The sequence below is a fragment of the Actinoallomurus acanthiterrae genome, from assembly GCF_054775715.1.
Genome location: NZ_BAAHCO010000001.1, coordinates 9,492,044 through 9,507,891 on the forward strand (window position 1 = coordinate 9,492,044; position 15,848 = coordinate 9,507,891).

General features: G+C 71.2%; 12 protein-coding genes. 4 read left to right on the forward strand and 8 right to left on the reverse strand.

Going from position 1 to position 15,848, the window contains the following annotated elements:
* Nucleotides 1-143 precede the first annotated feature (143 nt).
* Both ACYVF7_RS44735 and ACYVF7_RS44740 read left to right on the forward strand, forming a co-directional pair.
* A complete protein-coding gene (locus ACYVF7_RS44735) occupies nucleotides 144-689 on the forward strand; it encodes a hypothetical protein (RefSeq protein ID WP_460352046.1) in 546 nt (181 codons plus the stop codon).
* Between the two features lie 37 nt (nucleotides 690-726).
* The gene (locus tag ACYVF7_RS44740; protein ID WP_460352047.1) at nucleotides 727-1,251 is read left to right on the forward strand and encodes a hypothetical protein; all 525 of its coding nucleotides are present in this window, start codon (nucleotides 727-729) and stop codon (nucleotides 1,249-1,251) included.
* A 588-nt stretch (nucleotides 1,252-1,839) separates the two neighbouring features.
* Here ACYVF7_RS44740 and ACYVF7_RS44745 read toward each other — a convergent pair.
* Together ACYVF7_RS44745 and ACYVF7_RS44750 are read right to left on the reverse strand one after the other, a co-directional pair.
* Nucleotides 1,840-4,125, reverse strand: a complete 2,286-nt coding sequence (locus ACYVF7_RS44745) for a ComEC/Rec2 family competence protein (protein WP_460352048.1) — start codon at nucleotides 4,123-4,125, stop codon at nucleotides 1,840-1,842.
* Nucleotides 4,126-5,390: 1,265 nt separating this feature from the next.
* Nucleotides 5,391-6,179: a helix-hairpin-helix domain-containing protein gene (locus tag ACYVF7_RS44750; protein ID WP_460352049.1), complete on the reverse strand. Its 789-nt coding sequence runs from the start codon at nucleotides 6,177-6,179 to the stop codon at nucleotides 5,391-5,393.
* A gap of 287 nt (nucleotides 6,180-6,466) precedes the next feature.
* Here ACYVF7_RS44750 and ACYVF7_RS44755 point away from each other — a divergent pair, with 287 nt between their 5' ends.
* Together ACYVF7_RS44755 and ACYVF7_RS44760 are read left to right on the forward strand one after the other, a co-directional pair.
* Nucleotides 6,467-7,744 carry a hypothetical protein gene (locus ACYVF7_RS44755; RefSeq protein WP_460352050.1) on the forward strand — a complete coding sequence of 426 codons (1,278 nt, stop codon included), beginning with the start codon at nucleotides 6,467-6,469 and terminating at the stop codon, nucleotides 7,742-7,744.
* A 36-nt stretch (nucleotides 7,745-7,780) separates the two neighbouring features.
* Nucleotides 7,781-8,467 carry a WXG100 family type VII secretion target gene (locus ACYVF7_RS44760; protein WP_460352051.1) on the forward strand — a complete coding sequence of 229 codons (687 nt, stop codon included), beginning with the start codon at nucleotides 7,781-7,783 and terminating at the stop codon, nucleotides 8,465-8,467.
* A gap of 55 nt (nucleotides 8,468-8,522) precedes the next feature.
* On the opposite strand, the gene ACYVF7_RS44765 is transcribed toward ACYVF7_RS44760, so the two are convergent.
* From ACYVF7_RS44765 to hflX, 6 genes are all read right to left on the reverse strand, one after another.
* Nucleotides 8,523-9,020, reverse strand: coding sequence for a YbaB/EbfC family nucleoid-associated protein (locus tag ACYVF7_RS44765; RefSeq protein WP_460352052.1), 498 nt, complete (start codon nucleotides 9,018-9,020; stop codon nucleotides 8,523-8,525).
* Between the two features lie 130 nt (nucleotides 9,021-9,150).
* Complete coding sequence (locus ACYVF7_RS44770) at nucleotides 9,151-10,002, reverse strand: DegV family protein (RefSeq protein ID WP_460352053.1); 852 nt, start codon at nucleotides 10,000-10,002, stop codon at nucleotides 9,151-9,153.
* A gap of 282 nt (nucleotides 10,003-10,284) precedes the next feature.
* Complete coding sequence (locus ACYVF7_RS44775) at nucleotides 10,285-11,580, reverse strand: MFS transporter (protein ID WP_460352054.1); 1,296 nt, start codon at nucleotides 11,578-11,580, stop codon at nucleotides 10,285-10,287.
* Nucleotides 11,581-11,633: 53 nt separating this feature from the next.
* A complete protein-coding gene (locus tag ACYVF7_RS44780) occupies nucleotides 11,634-12,329 on the reverse strand; it encodes a TMEM175 family protein (protein WP_460352055.1) in 696 nt (231 codons plus the stop codon).
* 318 nt (nucleotides 12,330-12,647) lie between these two features.
* Nucleotides 12,648-13,859 (reverse strand): imidazolonepropionase, encoded by a 1,212-nt coding sequence (gene hutI / locus ACYVF7_RS44785; protein ID WP_460352056.1) that lies wholly within the window; start codon nucleotides 13,857-13,859, stop codon nucleotides 12,648-12,650.
* A 514-nt stretch (nucleotides 13,860-14,373) separates the two neighbouring features.
* The gene (gene hflX / locus ACYVF7_RS44790; RefSeq protein ID WP_460352057.1) at nucleotides 14,374-15,783 is read right to left on the reverse strand and encodes a GTPase HflX; all 1,410 of its coding nucleotides are present in this window, start codon (nucleotides 15,781-15,783) and stop codon (nucleotides 14,374-14,376) included.
* Nucleotides 15,784-15,848: the final 65 nt, after the last annotated feature.

A 15,848-nucleotide genomic window follows, 5' to 3' on the forward strand; every position in this document is an offset into this window, starting at 1 on the left:
TGGTGAAATTCAAAAGCTCCGGCCGTCGCCTGAGCCCGCTTCTTGTCGTCGCGGCCATAACGTCACTGGCCGCTTGCTCATCCCCGGCCGAACCGTCATCGGCGGTCGCCCGCGCCGACGAGGGATCGACGAATGGCTCCGCCGTGAAACTGGACGTCAAGCCGCGGGAGGTAGCGGCCGTCAAAGAGGTCGAGACCTACGACGATGTGCCGACGATGACCGCTTCATCGGACCTGGTGATCCGTGGCCGGGTCGCCCGGATCACTCCTGGCCGCCACATCGGCAGCAGCGGCATGGACGGGCAGCGCGTACGGGACGTGGTGATCACGGTCGAGCAGGTCTTCCTCAACAAGACCGGCACCACACCGGCCACGGTGACGCTAGACGAGTGGGGCTGGGACGACCGCGGGCACGGCTTTCAGATCGAAGGCGTCAACTGGAGCGGGACCGGAGACGAGAACTACTACTTCCTCCGCAGGATCGACGAGGGACCGGCGCGGTTCCGGCTGGTCAGCACGCAGGGCCGCGTGTCGGTCAAGAGCTCTCGGCTGACCCCGACCGCGGCGGAGGACAACCCCATTCACGAGGCGGTCGAGAGGCAGTCGGAGACCGCCTTCCGCACCTCCTTGCGAAAGGCCTCCAACGACTATCACGCCGGCCGCCTCCGCGCCGTCCCGGTGTCTCGATAGCGAACGCCAAGACTCAGTCGATCCTCACGGAAGGCACATGACGACCATGCGAATCTCTTCGGCGCGCATCGCGGCCATCGCCGGCTGCACGGCGGTCATCGCGGTGTTCGGGGCTCCGGCGTCTTATGCGGACCACCAGTTCAAAGGTACGGGAATCCCGGACAACAAGACCCAGGACTTCCAAGGGCACAGCCTGACCGCTAAGGGCACGGCGGCGATGAAGCACGGCAAGCAGCAGCTGGAGCGCAGCAAGATAACGACGAAATGGGGAAGCGGCGACATCCACTTCTTCGACGGGAAGTACGGAAACACCGGCTGGTTCGGCCAGACACGGTGCGAGGTTCGTAACGGCCCGAAGTGCGGAAGCTTCAGCATCCATTTCAACCAGTCCGCGATGGGGTCCCGCTCGACGAGCGCGTGGGAGAGCCTCGGCTGCCACGAGGTGGGCCACACCGGAGACCTCGGCCATCGGAAGAGCAGCAAGTCCTGCATGATCGACGGCAACTCCTTCCCACGGAACTACGACGCGCACGACATCTGGGCGATCAACAAGACGGTCTGACGGCCGTCGCCCAGCCGAACCGCGGGCGCCTCCTCGGCACCGGCCGCCGTACGCGACCCGGCAACGTCGGCCGACGGCGACGGCCGGCGGCGGCGGCCGGCGGCGACGCCCACACGGCTAGTCGACACCAGCCGCCGGCGCCATGCAGGCGGCTGCTCGGCGCCGACTGGCGACGCGGACGCGACTCGTCGGCACCGGCCACCGGCAACGTGCACGCGGCACCCGACACCGCCGGACATTCGGGCGACGTCCGCCACCGGCAACGTGCACGCGACCCGGCGACACCCGCCACCGTCGGACATTCGGGCAACGCCCGCCACGTGCACGCTGCTCGGCGGCACCCGCCACCACCCCAGACCTGCAGGCGACGCCCACCACCCGCCACGTGCACGCAGCTCGGCGACACCCGCCACCACCGGACCTGCGGGCGGCTCGGTGAAGCCGACCGCCGACGACGTGCACATGACTTGTCGGCAGCGGGCCGCTGGCGCGCGCACGCCGACCGGCGTGGACTCGGCGGTGGCGCCCGGTCTTCCGGGAACGGCCGCACGCTCCTCACACGGCAGGACATAGAGCCGCGTGATCTCGTCATCCGGATCCCGGTCGCCGGGTGACGACCGTGGGGCCGTCGCGGGAGCCGATGACGGCGATGTCGCCGTCGCGGTCCGTGCGGTAGCTGCGCAGGCCGAGGCGTGCAAGCAGGGCCATCGTCGCGGGTGCAGGATGACCATAATCGTTGTCGACCCCGACCGATGTGACGGCGATGCGCGCGTGCGCGGCGCCCAGGAAGCCGGGGTCCTGATGGGACGATCCGTGATGCGGGACCTTCAATACATCGGCGTGCGGCGTCCCGGCGGCCAGCAGTCTCCGCTGTGCCTCGATCTCGACGTCTCCGCAGAGGAGCACGCTCAGGCCCGGCCAGCGGGCGAGGAGCACCACGCTGGCGTCGTTGACCAGCGTTCCGGGGTCGCGGGTCGACACGCGCAGGGTGGTCAGGGGGCCGATGACGCCGAGCGTCAGCGGCCCGACCGTCCAGACGTCACCGACGCCCGCCGGGCGGACCCGCCTCCCGGCGAGCAGACGACGCTCCTCCCCCTCGCTGTCCGGACTGATCACGGTCTCGCCGACCGCGCGCCCGCGCAGGACACCACGCACGCCGTCCACGTGGTCGGCGTGCGGGTGGGTCAGCACGAGCAACGGCACGGCGCGGATCCGAAGGTCGCTCAGGCAGCGGTCGATCGGCCGTGGTGCGGGCCCGGTGTCGATGACCACCGCCCGGCCGGGCCCCGCCGCCAGCACGAGCCCATCGCCCTGGCCGACATCGCACGCCACGAACCGCCAGCCGCGTGGCGGCCAGCCAGGTGCCCAGACGTGGACGATCAAGGCCACGACGGCGACCCCGGCCATCGCGGCGGCGACGACCCTGCGCGCCCCCGGCCGGCGGAGTGTGAGCGCGCCGACGATGAACACCACCGCCAGCAGCGCCGCCCCGAAGGTCCCGGAGGGCCAGCCGACCGCGGCGTACGGCGCGCGGGCGCACACCCGTGCGACGCCTGCGATCCAGCCGACCGCCAGCCCTGCCGGTACGACGATCAGCCGGGCGATGGGCAGGGACATCGGCGCGACGGCGGCGGCCAGCACACCGAGCAGAGTCGCGGGCCCAACCGCCGGGGCGGCCAGGAGATTGGCCGGCACGGCGACGAGGCTCACCTCTCCGTCGAGCAGGACGAGCACCGGCGCGCAGGCGACGTGCGCCGCGGCGGACACCGCCAGTGGCTCAGCCAGCATCGCGGCCACGCGGCGAGGTACACGCCCGGGCACGCTCCCGGGCAGCCGCCGGGCCAGACTCCGCCGCCACGAGGGCGCGAGCGTGAGAATGCCGGCGGTCGCCAGCGCCGACAGCGCGAAGCCGTACGAACGGGCGAGCCCCGGATCGAGCAGGACCAGCACGAGAACGGCCGCGCAGAGCGCCGGAACCCCACGGCGCTCCCGGCCGGTCACGACGGCGAGCAGGGCGACGGAGCCCATGACGGCCGCGCGAAGGACGCTCGGCGACGGTCGTGCGACGAGGACGAACCCGAAGACCGTCGCCCCGGCGAACAGCGGAAGGGCGCGACGGCCCAGCCCCGTGAGGCGGCCCACCATCAGGACGGCGCCGATCAGCAGGGAGAGATTCTCGCCGCTGACCGCCATGAGATGGGTGAGCCCGGCCCTCTCGAACGCGTCGGCGAGCTCAGGGTCGAGGAGCGACGTGTCACCGTCCACCAGACCGGGCAGAACACCCCGCTGGTCGGCCGGGAGCCGGCCCACCGCCGCCCGCAGCCGTGATCGGATGACGCTCGCCCACCGCTGCGGGAGCGACGGCCCGCCGACGACCGTCGGCGGCCCGCGAACCAGGCCGACGGCCGCGAGCAGTTCACCGCGACGCGGGACGACGAGCCGCGCGGTGAGGCGGACGTGCTGGCTCGGCACCAGCGGTTTCCATGCCTTGTCGCCGGCGAGCAGGAGAACGGGCACCCGGACCCGCCGCCGCTCCACCTCCTCCACCCGCACCGGCACCAGAACGGTCGTGCGCCGACGCGCCGACCTCGCCTTCACCGACACCACCGGGTCGCCGGTCACCACCGCGTCGAGGCTCACCATGGCCTCCCGCACCGCCAGTGCTCGGACCGGCCCGGACCCCACCGCCGTCAGCCGGAACCCGACCCCCGCCGCCGACGCCGCGACGCACACCAACGCGCCCGCCATGACCCGCCGAAAGGCCACACGATCGAAGGCCGAGCGGCTCCCGGCCGGCAGGTAATCGGCCGGCAGATCCCCAGCCGACATGTCCCCCGGCGGCAGGTAATCGGCCGACAGGTCATCGGCCGACATGCCGCTGACCGACCGCCCCTCTGTCGCCCCACCCGTGACCGACCGCCCCGCCGCCGACCCATCCGTGACCGCCTGACCTGCCACCGACCCACCCGTCACCGCCCGTCCCACCGTCGAACCACCCGTCACCAGCCGGCCCGCGATCGCCCCTCCCCGGCTCAAGCGACCTCTGACCAACCGGGCCCTTGTCAACCTGCCTCTGGCCAACCGGACCCTGGCCAAGACGCCGCCGATGTGGGAGGTCTGGTCTCGGACCGAGATGGCCGCCAGGAACACCGTCCCGAGAGCCGCGACCGCCGCGGTCGTGTACGCCACGGCAGCGTCGGTCCCGAGTAACAGCAGGGCAGCCAGCCAGGTACCGGCCGCCGGGCCGACCAGCCGCAGGTCATGACCGCCGCCTGTCGGCGGACCGCTCCCGGCCTCCTCGCCGTCCCTCGGTGCCGGGCCCCCGACCGCCCCACCATTCCCCGGCATCGCGTCCCCAACGGGCGACCCGCCTCCGGCCGCCCCACCGCCTCCCAGCACCCGGCCCTCCACCGCTCCTCCACTCTCGCCCGGCATCCGACACCCGGCATTCGGCATTCGGCATTGGCACCTCCGGCCGCCCCACCATTTCCCGACATCGGACCCCGACCGACCGTTCTCCGGTACCGCGCTCCCCTGCGGACGCCCCACCTCCGGCCGCCTCACCGCCTCCCCGCGCCCGGGCCTCCACCGCTCCGCCTTTCCCCCGACACCGCCACCTGCCGGCGGCACGCCCCCACCGCTCCGCAGCACCCGCCCTCGACGCCCCGTTTCCCTGGCATGCGTTCCTCGGCCGACCCACCGTTCGCTGACGATTCCGCCGTCCGCCCCCGTCGACGGCGCACCCCACCGCTTGGCCGTTCCTCGGGCGCCCGGCCGCTCGTCGATGGCCCACCGCGACCTCCCTCTCGTTCTCCGGCGCCGGTGCCCCTGAACCGCCCCGCCACCCGCCACCTCGCCACCCCGCCACCCCGCCGCACCACCACCCCGCCGCACCGCCGCTCCGCGGCACCGGACTTCCGACCGCTTCTGCGGCACCAGGCCCTCGACCGCCCCGGCCGCTTTCGGCACGCCGCCGACCGTCCGCGGTACGCCCCCGGCTGCTCCGCCGTTCCCCGGCACCGGGGCGCCCATCGGCGGCATAGCCGCACCGCCCCGCCGGGCCGCGGGCTGCCCGCACGCGACCGGCGGCTCGCTCCCGCGGTTCGGAAAGGGCCGGTGAACCGCCCGTGACAGAGCGCTCATACGATCACCAGTCCTTTGAGGTCGCCGAACTTGGCGGCTCCGATGCCGGACACCTGACGCAGCTCCTCGACCGAACGGAACGGTCCGTGCTGGGTGCGGTAGTCGACGATGCGCTGGGCCAGCACAGGGCCCACGCCGGGGAGCTGGTCGAGTTGGGCGGCACTGGCGGTGTTGAGGTCGACCGGCGTGCCGCTCGGAGCCGTGGCGCCGGGTGGGGCGGCGGGCGCGGGTGGGACGTCCACTCCGACGAGGATCTGCTCACCGTCCACGACGCGGCGGGCCAGATTGAGCGTGCCCGTCTCGGCTCCGGGCCGGACCCCTCCGGCCGCCTTGATCGCATCGATGACCCGGGCACCGGCGGGCAGGCTCACCACGCCCGGATGCCGTACCTTCCCGGCGACGTCGATCAGCACCGGCGACGACGAGGAGGAGGAGGTCGGCGTGGCGGCCACGGTCGGCATGGCGGGGCTCGGCGCCGACGCGTCCATTGGGACGGTCCGGTGCGCGGCGGGACTGACGACGACCGGTGGGGCGGCCGACCGGGGCTCCGGACGTGACCACCAGAGGTACGCACCCGCCACGAGCGCCGCGACGAGACCGACGACCGCCAGCACACGGATGCCCGGGACGCCCGGGTCGAGCCGCACCCGCCGCCCGGGATCCTGGGGCGAGGCCCGTAACACCGCTCCCGGCGGTTGCGGATCCGCGTCGTCGGACCCGAACGACTGCGGCGGACGGAAGACGTCACGTAGTCGATCAAAGGCGCTGCCATCGGAGCCGGACATGCGTCCGACGCTAACGGAACGATGACCCACCGCGACCGATCCGATGCGGACTGTGGATAACTCCCCGCGAGCGGCGAAAGGACGGCCATGCGGACCGGGCTGAGTGGGCGATAACGGGCCTGGACGATGCCGAGGAGTCATGCAGGCCTCATCGGACGATCTGTGACCGATGCCGTTGACGACTCCGCGAACATGAGTCATGAAGAGTACGTCAGCCGGGGAACCGGAGATCTCATCCTGTGGTCTAATTCCGGCATTAGCGACATTTGACCTGCGATCGGAGTCTGATGAGCGAGAACCGCATCGACATGCTGTTGAACGGCTCATCCGACTGGACGGCGGGCGCGAGCTCCAATGCGGGCGCGGGCTCCAATATCGAATCCGCGGATCCCTCCTGGGCGACCTCCCAGGGAGGCGCCCAGAACACCACGGCGCCCGACCGATACACGGTCCCGAGCGGGACGGACGCCGGAAAGGGCCAGCTGCCGTCCGACTCCGACGCACAGGTGTTCGTCGACGGGCACGAGGTCGCCGCCGGTGACGACGGCCTGAACGTCGACGTCCTGGCCGATGGCTCCGCAAAGGTGTCCCATCCCGGCACCGCATCGGACGCGGGCGGCACGGGACAGCACGGGGGCGCCCCCGAGAAGGGGCACGGCCAGCAGAGCGACGGTCGGCCGGGAGCCGAACACGCTCACCACGGTGGCGGTTCGACCGGCAAGGACGCCACGCCCGGCACCGGCAAGGACGGCCACCCTTCCGGCAAGGGACAGGACCAGCAACCGCAGCACATCAAAGGTGAGGGCGCGCACGCCGCCGAGGCGGACGTCTCCGAGCATGGATTCGGGAAGCACGCACCCCAGGTCGTCACCACCAAGAACCCCGACGGCAGCCTCGACATCCTGGTCCGCAAGGGTCCGCACAACCCGCACGACATCCGCGTCCACGTCGATCCCGGCAAGCACGTCACGATCGACCTGTCGCGCGGCAAGCACGGAGACGTGAAGGTCAAGGTCGACAAGGCCAAGCCGGGTGACGGTACGTCGAAGGACGGTAAGGGCAAGGCACCCGGAGCCGACCCGAACGGCAAGGACGGGACAGGCCAGGACGGTAAGGGCAAGGACGGCGACAAGGCCTCCTCGCCGAAGATGCCGTCGGCCGGAGGCGGCAGCCCTTCAGGGGGCGGCGGCGGTCCATCGGGGGGCGGTGGCCCTTCAGGCGGTGGGGGCGGTTATCCGACCACTCAACAGCCGCCGAAAGGCGCGGGCGGCGGGCAGCGCAACGGCGATCCTCAGGCGATCAAGAAGCTCGGCGACGACATCGACCGCGAGGCGGGCGGGACGATGGACACCGCTCACGAGAAGGCGTCCAACATCAACGTGAGCTGGCCGGCGTTCGGCGTGCTCGGTTTTCCGCTGAACATGGCGCACAACTCCGTACGGAACAGCGCGGCCGGCTACGCGCAGCAGGGCCGGTCCATGCTCACGAGCTGGCAGCAGACTCTCGGCACGAACGCCAAGACGTGGCAGGACGGCGAGAACGCCAGCACCGTCCAGACGCAATAGTGACGGCAGGCTCGGTCACATGAGGAGAGCGACGACATGAGCATGTTGGAAGCGGGCAAGTGGATGTGCATGGCGGCCATCGCGGAGACGATGTACGCCGCATGCGTGATCCCTGGCGCCTACCCAGCGGTCATCGAGATGGGCCTGGCGTACTCCGATCCCGGTCAGATGGACAACGCGGGCACCGACTGGAAGACGACCGCGCATCAGCTCGAGCAGGTCGGCACGAAGTTGGACGAGCTGGCCAAGGGGGTGCCCGCGGACAAGTGGCAGGAGGGCGGCCGCGAGTCGTTCCAGACGGCGCTGGACAAGTACAAAGAGGAGCTGGCGAAGGTTCACCAGTTCACCGATAGCGTCGGCGGGATGCTGAAGATCGCCGGATACGCGTTCTTCGCGTTCGCGACGCTCGCCTTCGCCATCGGGACGCTCCTGGCGGTGTGGGCGACCAGCATCCTGGCGACCGCGTGGACCATCATCGGCGGGGCCGCGCTGGAGGCCGCGGGCAACGCCGTCGCCGGGGTCTGCGACACCATCCTGTCCGCTTCCTGCATCAGCCTGAAGACCGCCCTGATGTCGATCGCCGGCATCATCGGCGGCGGCATGGCGGTCTACATGTACTCCCAGCACAAGGCGATGAACCCGACGGGGAGCGGCCCGGTCAACTTCCAGCAGGCGACTCTCATGCCGGCGACCCCGAACGTGCAGATGCCCCAGACGAGCTGATCTCCGGCCAGGCCCAGCGCCAGGCAGGTCGTCCTGCCCGGCGCTGGGCGGGTGCTCACAGGCCGAGACGTTTACGGACGGCGTCGAGCTCGCCCATGACATCCTGCATCGTACGGTCGTAGGCGGCCTGCGCCTCCTTCATCTTGGCGACGGCGGCGTCCCGGTCACCGACGAGCTTCATCGGATTGTCCGCCTCGCCGAAGACCCCGCTCATGGCCTCCGCGACCTGACGCTGCAGGTCCTGCGCCGCCTCGTGGACCGTCGCCTTGATGGTGGCCGCGAGATCCTTGGATCCCATGCGCATGGCCCGTGGATCGATGTCGAGATCGGTCAGCCCGCCGGCCATGGTGTACGTCGCCTTGACGCGTCCGTCGGCTCCCTCCGCCTGCCCAACGAGGTCGGCCAACTGCTCCTGCATCTCCTGGACGCGCGCCATTCGTTCATGCGCCCCGCTGAGCAGCTTGTCGACATCGATATTGGCGAAATCCCCGAAGCCCTCCACGGCATCCCCCTTTATATTCACCCGACTGCCGATTATCGCCTCAAACACCATCCGGACTCCACAGAACCGCATGCCCCCGATTCCGCGGCCGCACATCCCACCGCCGTTCGCCGCGACGAAGTTCGTGCCGCTGCCCGCGCCATGACGGCATGCGACGCCGCCACCACCGATCGCGGATGACTCATTGCTCCCGGCGGGACACGACCACGCCGAGCATTCCCGGGCCGACATGCGCCCCGATCACCGGCCCGACCTCCCCGACGTGCAGGTCGTGCAGGTGGGGGATGCGTTCCCGCAGGTGACCGGCGAGGGCGGCGGCCCGTACGGGCGCGGCCAGGTGCTGGACGGCGGCGTCGACGGGGCGGTCGCCGGCGAGTTCGACGGCCAGTTCCTCCAGCCTGGCGAGCGCTCGCGAGGTGGTGCGGACCTTCTCGAGCGGCGCGATGCGCCCATCGGTGATGCGCAGCAGCGGCTTGATCATCAGTGCGGAGCCCAGGAGGGTCGCCGCCGCGCCGATCCGGCCGCCCCGACGCAGATGCTCGAGCGTGTCGACATAGAACAACGAGCGGGTCGCCCGGATCCGGCGTACGGCGGCGTCGGCCACGGCGTCGAGGTCGCCGCCGGCGACCGCAGCCCGGGCGGCGGCCAGGACGGAGAAGCCGAGCCCCATGCCGAGCGATCGGCTGTCCACCACGCGAACCGGGATCGGCGCCTCCTTGGCGGCCAGCCGCGCCGACTCGACGGTGCCCGACATCTCCGCGGACAGGTGGACGGACACCACCCCGGAGGCCCCCGACTCCGCCGCCTTGCGGAAGGCGTCCGCGAAGCTCTCCGGCGACGGCCGGGACGTCGTGACCGGCCGCCAGTCGCGGAACCCGTGGGCGGCCTCGGCTGCCGTACGGCCCCGGCCCTCCTCGAACGTCTCCCCGCCGACTCCGACCTGCAACGGCACGACGGTGACGCCATGCGCCCCGACCAGTTCCTCAGGGAGATAAGCGGTGGAATCAGTGACGACCGCGACCGCTGCTGCCATACCGGGAGTGTAGGGCGATAGACGACATAAACGGCTGAACCCGGAAGGCCGCGCGTCGCCGTCGCCGAGACGTGACAGCCGGGTCTCGGCGACCATGATGGTGCCTCAGCGACTCATTCGCGACGAGGTGACATGCCGGGAGGCCGGATAGTCCGTCGACGGCTCTCGATGACCGCCGGCGCCGCTCACACCGGATAGTCGGTGGGACGGTTCTCCGCGACCGCCCGACACCGCTCACACCGAACAGTCCGTCGACGGCTCTCCGCGACCGCCCGGCGCCGCTCACACCGAATGCTCCGTGGACGGTTCTTCGTGACCGATGCCGGCCGCCGCGGCGGAGTCATGTTGCACCCCAAGCGGGAGGCTTGGCTCCAGCAGGCGTATGGCGACGACGGCGAGGCCGTCGATCACGCCGAGGGCGGCCCACGGCAGGGCGCGGTGGAGGTCGAACAGCGTGGCGAAGAACGTCGGCGCGATGATCCCGGCGATGGTGAAGGAGTATTGGTAAGCGGCCATGTAGCGCCCCCTGAACTCAGGGGGAGACATCGCGGTCGCGAGTGCGATCGAGACGGGGGCGTGCAGCGCTTCGGCCAGGGTGAACAGTGCGGTGGAACCGACCAGCACGGGGATCACCCAGGCGTGGCGGCCCGGGACGAGACCGGACAGCAGGAGACACCACACGGCCCACAGGGCGGCCGCGGTCATGACGGCTCGGGTGCGCCGGTAGCCGGCGAGCCGTTTGACGACGGGTGCGGCCAGCACTGAAACCAGCACCGTGTTACCCACGAAGAGCGCGGATGTGATCCACGCCGGCTCTCGCAGGCCCGTGAGTACGAAGGTGGGCAATCCCAGGCCGAGCATCATGCTCGTCATCGCCAGGACCGTGTTGATGCCGGTCAACGCGAGGAACGGGCGGTCCCGGAGGAGCGTTCCATATCCGGACCTGGCTTGTCCGGTCTCGTGGCGGAACCGTGGTGCGCGAACGAGGACGGTGATCGCGGCGGCGGCCACGGTGAAGCAGGCGGCCGCGCCGTAGGCGACGGCGCGGTACGCGACGGCTCGACCGTCCGCCACGACGGCACCGGTGATCAAGCCGCCCACGCCGAGCCCTGCGGTGCGGGTCGTGTTGGTCCAGGCGAACCAGGAGTCGGTGCTCAGGGTGGAGGTGCTCGCGTCGGCGTAGTCCGCGACCGCGGTGAAGATGCTCGACCAGAAGAACCGCGCGCCGACGGCCACCAGGCTCGCAGCGAGGAAGATGCCGACCGGCTCGTCGACCCGGCTGTAGGCGAGGTAGCCCAGCGCCTGCATGACCTGGGCGGCGACGACCACCGGTAGCGCGCCCAGCCGGTCGGCCAGCGCACCGGCCCAGACGGGGACCGGCAGCGTGACGACGTTCGCGACGCTGATCAGGATGCCGAGGAGGCTCAGCGGCACATCGGTCAGCCGGGTGAAGAACACCAGGGACAAGGGGAGGAAGAGCCCGTTGCCGACCGCGTCGACGAGCAACGCGCCGATCAGAACGACGCCTCCGCGTGCCTTGCCCGAACCGGCCGTCTCCGAGGTCGCCTTATTGATCACGATCGCTCAGGGTATGTCCGCGCGCGATTCCCTTACTGCGAACGGCGGGCCGATCAGCGAGCGCCGGGTGACGGGTCCGCGTCTTCCTCCTCTGAGTCGGCGACCGGGGCGGGGCGCTGGACTCGGGAGGTCGGGGACCGGCGGCCGATGATGAAGTAGAGGATGATCGCGGCATTGAGGAGCAGCGAGCCGACCGGGCTGACGAAGGCGAGCAGGGCGGCGAGGGAGTAGCTCACCGGCCCGACCAGCGATCTGCGGCGGGCCTCGCGGGCGAACTCCCGTGCGGCCGGGTGCAGCAGGTACGGCCGCGCGCACAGGTGGTTCCACAGCAGGGTGAACCAGACGGCCGTCACCGTGACCGACACCGAATAGAACACGGCGGCCGGGGCGGCGTCGTGGCCGGCGAGGTGGTTGCCGAGCGTCGCGGTCGGCAGCGGCAGGTAGGCCAGGGTGGCCAGCATGCCGAGGTTCAGGAAGAGCAGGCCACGGTCGACCCGCCGCACCTGGTGGAACATGTTGTGGTGGTGGATCCACGCGATGCCGATGACGAGGAAGCTCACGGCGTACGCCGCGAGCGCCGGCCACTCGTGACGCAGTGCCGGCCACACTTCTTCCCCGGCGGGCGGGGCCTTCACCTCGAGGATGAGGAGCGTCGCGGCGATCGCGATCACGCCGTCGCTGAACGCCGCCAGCCGTCCGGGGGCGATCGCCTCGGCCATCTCCTCAGTCTCATCAACGCGCTCGGACACGACAGGCGACTCCAACGACGGGAAACGGTGGAGCCGCATCGTACGCGGACGGGGGTGTCCCGGGCCCCCTGGGTTCGCCGGCGGCTCGATCGGTGGTCCACCTCTCGGCGGTCGCCGTCGCCCAAGGCGACGGGCATCCGGCCACGCCGCCAGCAGGCGGTGCTGGAGGGGCGAGCGCAGCAGGGCCGTCCACACGGTCGGATGGACGACGCGACCCGGCGACCGGAGATACGGCCGTACCCGTCGATGGCACGGCGGACTCGCGGACCGAACACCCACCGTACGCGGGGAGTTGCCCGGCCGCGCGAGTCAGGGACCTTACGGCTGGACCGGGACGCCGCCGCGCCAGACGCGCAGCGCGCGGAGACCGAAGGCCCAGGCGAACGCGCCCTCGTGGTCGGCGTCCCACAGCACGATGTCGGCGTACATGCCCGGCACGAGCGCGCCCCGGTCGGAGACCCGGAGGGCGGCCGCGCCGCCGAGGGTCGCCGCGCGGAGCGCCTCGTTGACGCTGAGGCCGAACATCGCGACCGACAGGCCGATCACGAGCGGCATCGACGTGATGCCGCACTGGCCGGGGTTGTGGTCGGTTCCGAGGGCCAGGGTGACGCCGCGGTCGAGCATGGCGCGGACCGGCGGGGTGCGGCCGTTGTGCAGGGCGCTGCCGGGGCAGACCGTCGCGGCGACGCCGCCGTGGTGCAGTGCCTTGATGTCGTCGTCGTTGGCCTCGGTGAGCAGGTCGGCCGAGGCGCAGCCGACCTCCGCCGCGACCTGGGCGGCGCCGACCCGCTCGTTGGCACAGGCGTGCAGGCGCGCCTTCAGGCCGACGCGCTGGCCGGTCATGAGGAGGACGCGGGCCTCGTCCGCGGTGAAGTGGCCCTCGTCGCAGTAGACGTCGATGCTGTCGGCGCCCGCCGCGGCCGCGTCGCCGGCCCACAGGCGGACCGCCTCGATGTAGTCGCGGCGGCGGCCGAAGTACTCCGGCGGCAGCATGTGGGCGGCGAGGAACGTCGCGTGGATGCGCGGCATCGAGGGCTCTTCCTCGAGCGAGCGCAGCATCCGGACGTCGGCCAGCTCGCCGTCGCGCGTGAGGTGGTATCCGGTCTTCGCCTCGACCGTGGTCGTACCGGCGCAGATCCACTGCCGGAGCCGCTCGCGCACGTTGTTGCAGAGCGTCCAGGGATCGCTGCCACGGGTCACGGTGACGGTGGAGGCCACTCCGCCGCCCGCCGCGACGATCTCGTTGTTGCTCGAACCGCTCGTCCGCATGGCCAGCTCGGCCCAGCGGTTACCGGCGTACACCGGGTGCGAGTGCGCGTCGATGAGACCCGGGGTGACCAGGCCGCCACCGAGGTTCTCGACGTGGTCGACATCGACGATGTCGTCGATGACGCCGGGGACGCTCTGCGGAAGGTCCGAGGCGGGACCGGCCCATACGATCCGGTCGTCGTGCACGAGAATGGCGGCGTTGCTGCACACATCGGTGCCGGTCCACAGCCGACCGATATTCGTCAGCAAACGCACGGTCATCGCGTCACCGCCCGATTCTGCGGTCGCGCGCCGGTGAAGGGTGTCCGGACGCCATGCAGCGGGTCACCTGCTCTCGCTCGATTACGCCGGCGGCATTGCCGACGGACCCAAGTCGGATAAGGGGTGATCAGCCGACCACCTGGAGCAACGAGCCCGGGGATATCGGTTTCGTCACCGTAGTGCACGAAAGGCCACGCTGTACAGCCTCACGCCACATACCACTCCCAAACCGCCCAGCGGCACGACTGCTACAGGTGCATTGACGATACCTCACTCCCAACCCCTCGCCGCCCCGAACAACGGAATCGACAAGAGGCCGGGCGCGCCGAACGGCGAGACCCGAATTCGGACCCCGCCGTCCGGCCTTACGGTCAGGCGGACATGGTGAGATACGGCTCCAGCTCGCCGGCCGTACGCCGGTCCGAATACTCGCCCGCCGCGTGCACCTGACAGGCCCGTGTGGTGACGTACGGCTTCACCTCACCGGCCGGGCCCATGGTCAGGTCAGGTCAGGTCAGGCGGGCATGGTCACGTACGGCTCCAGCTCGCTGGCCACGCTCGCGGGGACGCGGGCGTGCAGGGCCGTGCCGTCGGCGGTGTGCTCCTGAGAGAGCACCTCGCCCAGGTCGTGCACCCGGGCCACGAGGTCGCCACGCTCGTACGGGACGAGGGCGTGCACCTCGTGGTCGCCGCGCGGGAGCTGCTCCTCGATCGCCTCGAGGAGGGCGTCCAGGCCCTGGCCGGTGCGCGCCGAGACGACGACGCTGCGCGGCTCGTGGCGCCGCAGCCGGGCCAGGGAGATGGTGTCGGCCACATCGGCCTTGTTGATCACGATGAGCTCGGGCACGTCGTCCGCGCCGAGCTCGCGCAGCACCTCGCGGACCGCGGCGATCTGCGCCTCCGGGGCCGCGTCGGAGCCGTCGACGACGTGCAGGATCAGGTCGGCGTCCGCGACCTCTTCCAGCGTCGAGCGGAACGCCTCCACCAGCTGGTGCGGCAGGTGACGGACGAACCCGACCGTGTCGGTGATCGTGAACGCCCGGCCGCTCGGCGTGCTCGCACGCCGGACCGTGGGGTCCAGGGTGGCGAACAGCGCGTTCTCGACGAGGACGCCGGCGCCGGTGACGCGGTTGAGCAGGCTGGACTTGCCGGCGTTGGTGTACCCGGCGATCGCCACCGAGGGGACCTGGCGGGCGCGCCGCCGGGACCGCTTCGTGTCGCGGGCCTTGCCCATCTCGTTGATCTGGCGGCGCAGCCGGGCCATGCGGGAGCGGATCCGCCGCCGGTCGAGCTCGATCTTGGTCTCACCGGGGCCACGGCCGCCGATGCCGACGCCGCCTGCGGCGCGGCCGCCGACCTGGCGGGACAGGTTGCCACCCCAGCCGCGCAGGCGGGGAAGGAGGTAGTCGAGCTGGGCCAGCTCGACCTGCGCCTTGCCCTCACGACTGCTGGCGTGCTGGGCGAAGATGTCGAGGATCAGGGCGGTCCGGTCGATCACCTTGACCTGGACGATCTCCTCCAGCTGGCGGAGCTGGCTCGGGGTCAGCTCGCCGTCGCAGATCACGGTGTCGGCGCCGGTGGAGATCACGACGTCGCGCAGCTCGGCCGCCTTGCCGGACCCGATGTAGGTCGCCGGGTCGGGCTTGGAACGCCGCTGGACCATGCCCTCGAGGACGTCGGATCCGGCGGTCTCGGCCAGCAGCGCGAGCTCGCGCAGGGAGTTCTCGGCCTGAGCCTCGTCGCCGTCCGTCCAGACCCCGATGAGGACCACGCGCTCCAGTCGCAGGGCGCGGTATTCGACCTCGGTGACGTCGCTGAGCTCCGTCGACAGGCCGGCCACGCGCCGCAGCGCCTGGCGGTCCTCCAGGTCCAGCTCGCCGGTCAGCGGCGTCTGCTCTGGCTCTTCGTAAGGAAAGTTCGTCATGTTCCCCCATGTCAACGCCGGAACGTCGCCGGATCTTCCCTGATGCTGCCATGCCCCGGCCCCGA

Excerpts from the sequence above, each read along its gene's own strand:
- ACYVF7_RS44740 (WP_460352047.1), top strand. The coding sequence starts at position 727 with ATGACGACCATGCGAATCTCTTCGGCGCGCATCGCGGCCATCGCCGGC.
- ACYVF7_RS44745 (WP_460352048.1), bottom strand. The coding sequence starts at position 4,125 with ATGTCGGCCGATGACCTGTCGGCCGATTACCTGCCGCCGGGGGACATG.
- ACYVF7_RS44750 (WP_460352049.1), bottom strand. The coding sequence starts at position 6,179 with ATGTCCGGCTCCGATGGCAGCGCCTTTGATCGACTACGTGACGTCTTC.
- ACYVF7_RS44755 (WP_460352050.1), top strand. The coding sequence starts at position 6,467 with ATGAGCGAGAACCGCATCGACATGCTGTTGAACGGCTCATCCGACTGG.
- ACYVF7_RS44760 (WP_460352051.1), top strand. The coding sequence starts at position 7,781 with ATGAGCATGTTGGAAGCGGGCAAGTGGATGTGCATGGCGGCCATCGCG.
- ACYVF7_RS44765 (WP_460352052.1), bottom strand. The coding sequence starts at position 9,020 with ATGGTGTTTGAGGCGATAATCGGCAGTCGGGTGAATATAAAGGGGGAT.
- ACYVF7_RS44770 (WP_460352053.1), bottom strand. The coding sequence starts at position 10,002 with ATGGCAGCAGCGGTCGCGGTCGTCACTGATTCCACCGCTTATCTCCCT.
- hutI (WP_460352056.1), bottom strand. The coding sequence starts at position 13,859 with ATGACCGTGCGTTTGCTGACGAATATCGGTCGGCTGTGGACCGGCACC.
- hflX (WP_460352057.1), bottom strand. The coding sequence starts at position 15,783 with ATGACGAACTTTCCTTACGAAGAGCCAGAGCAGACGCCGCTGACCGGC.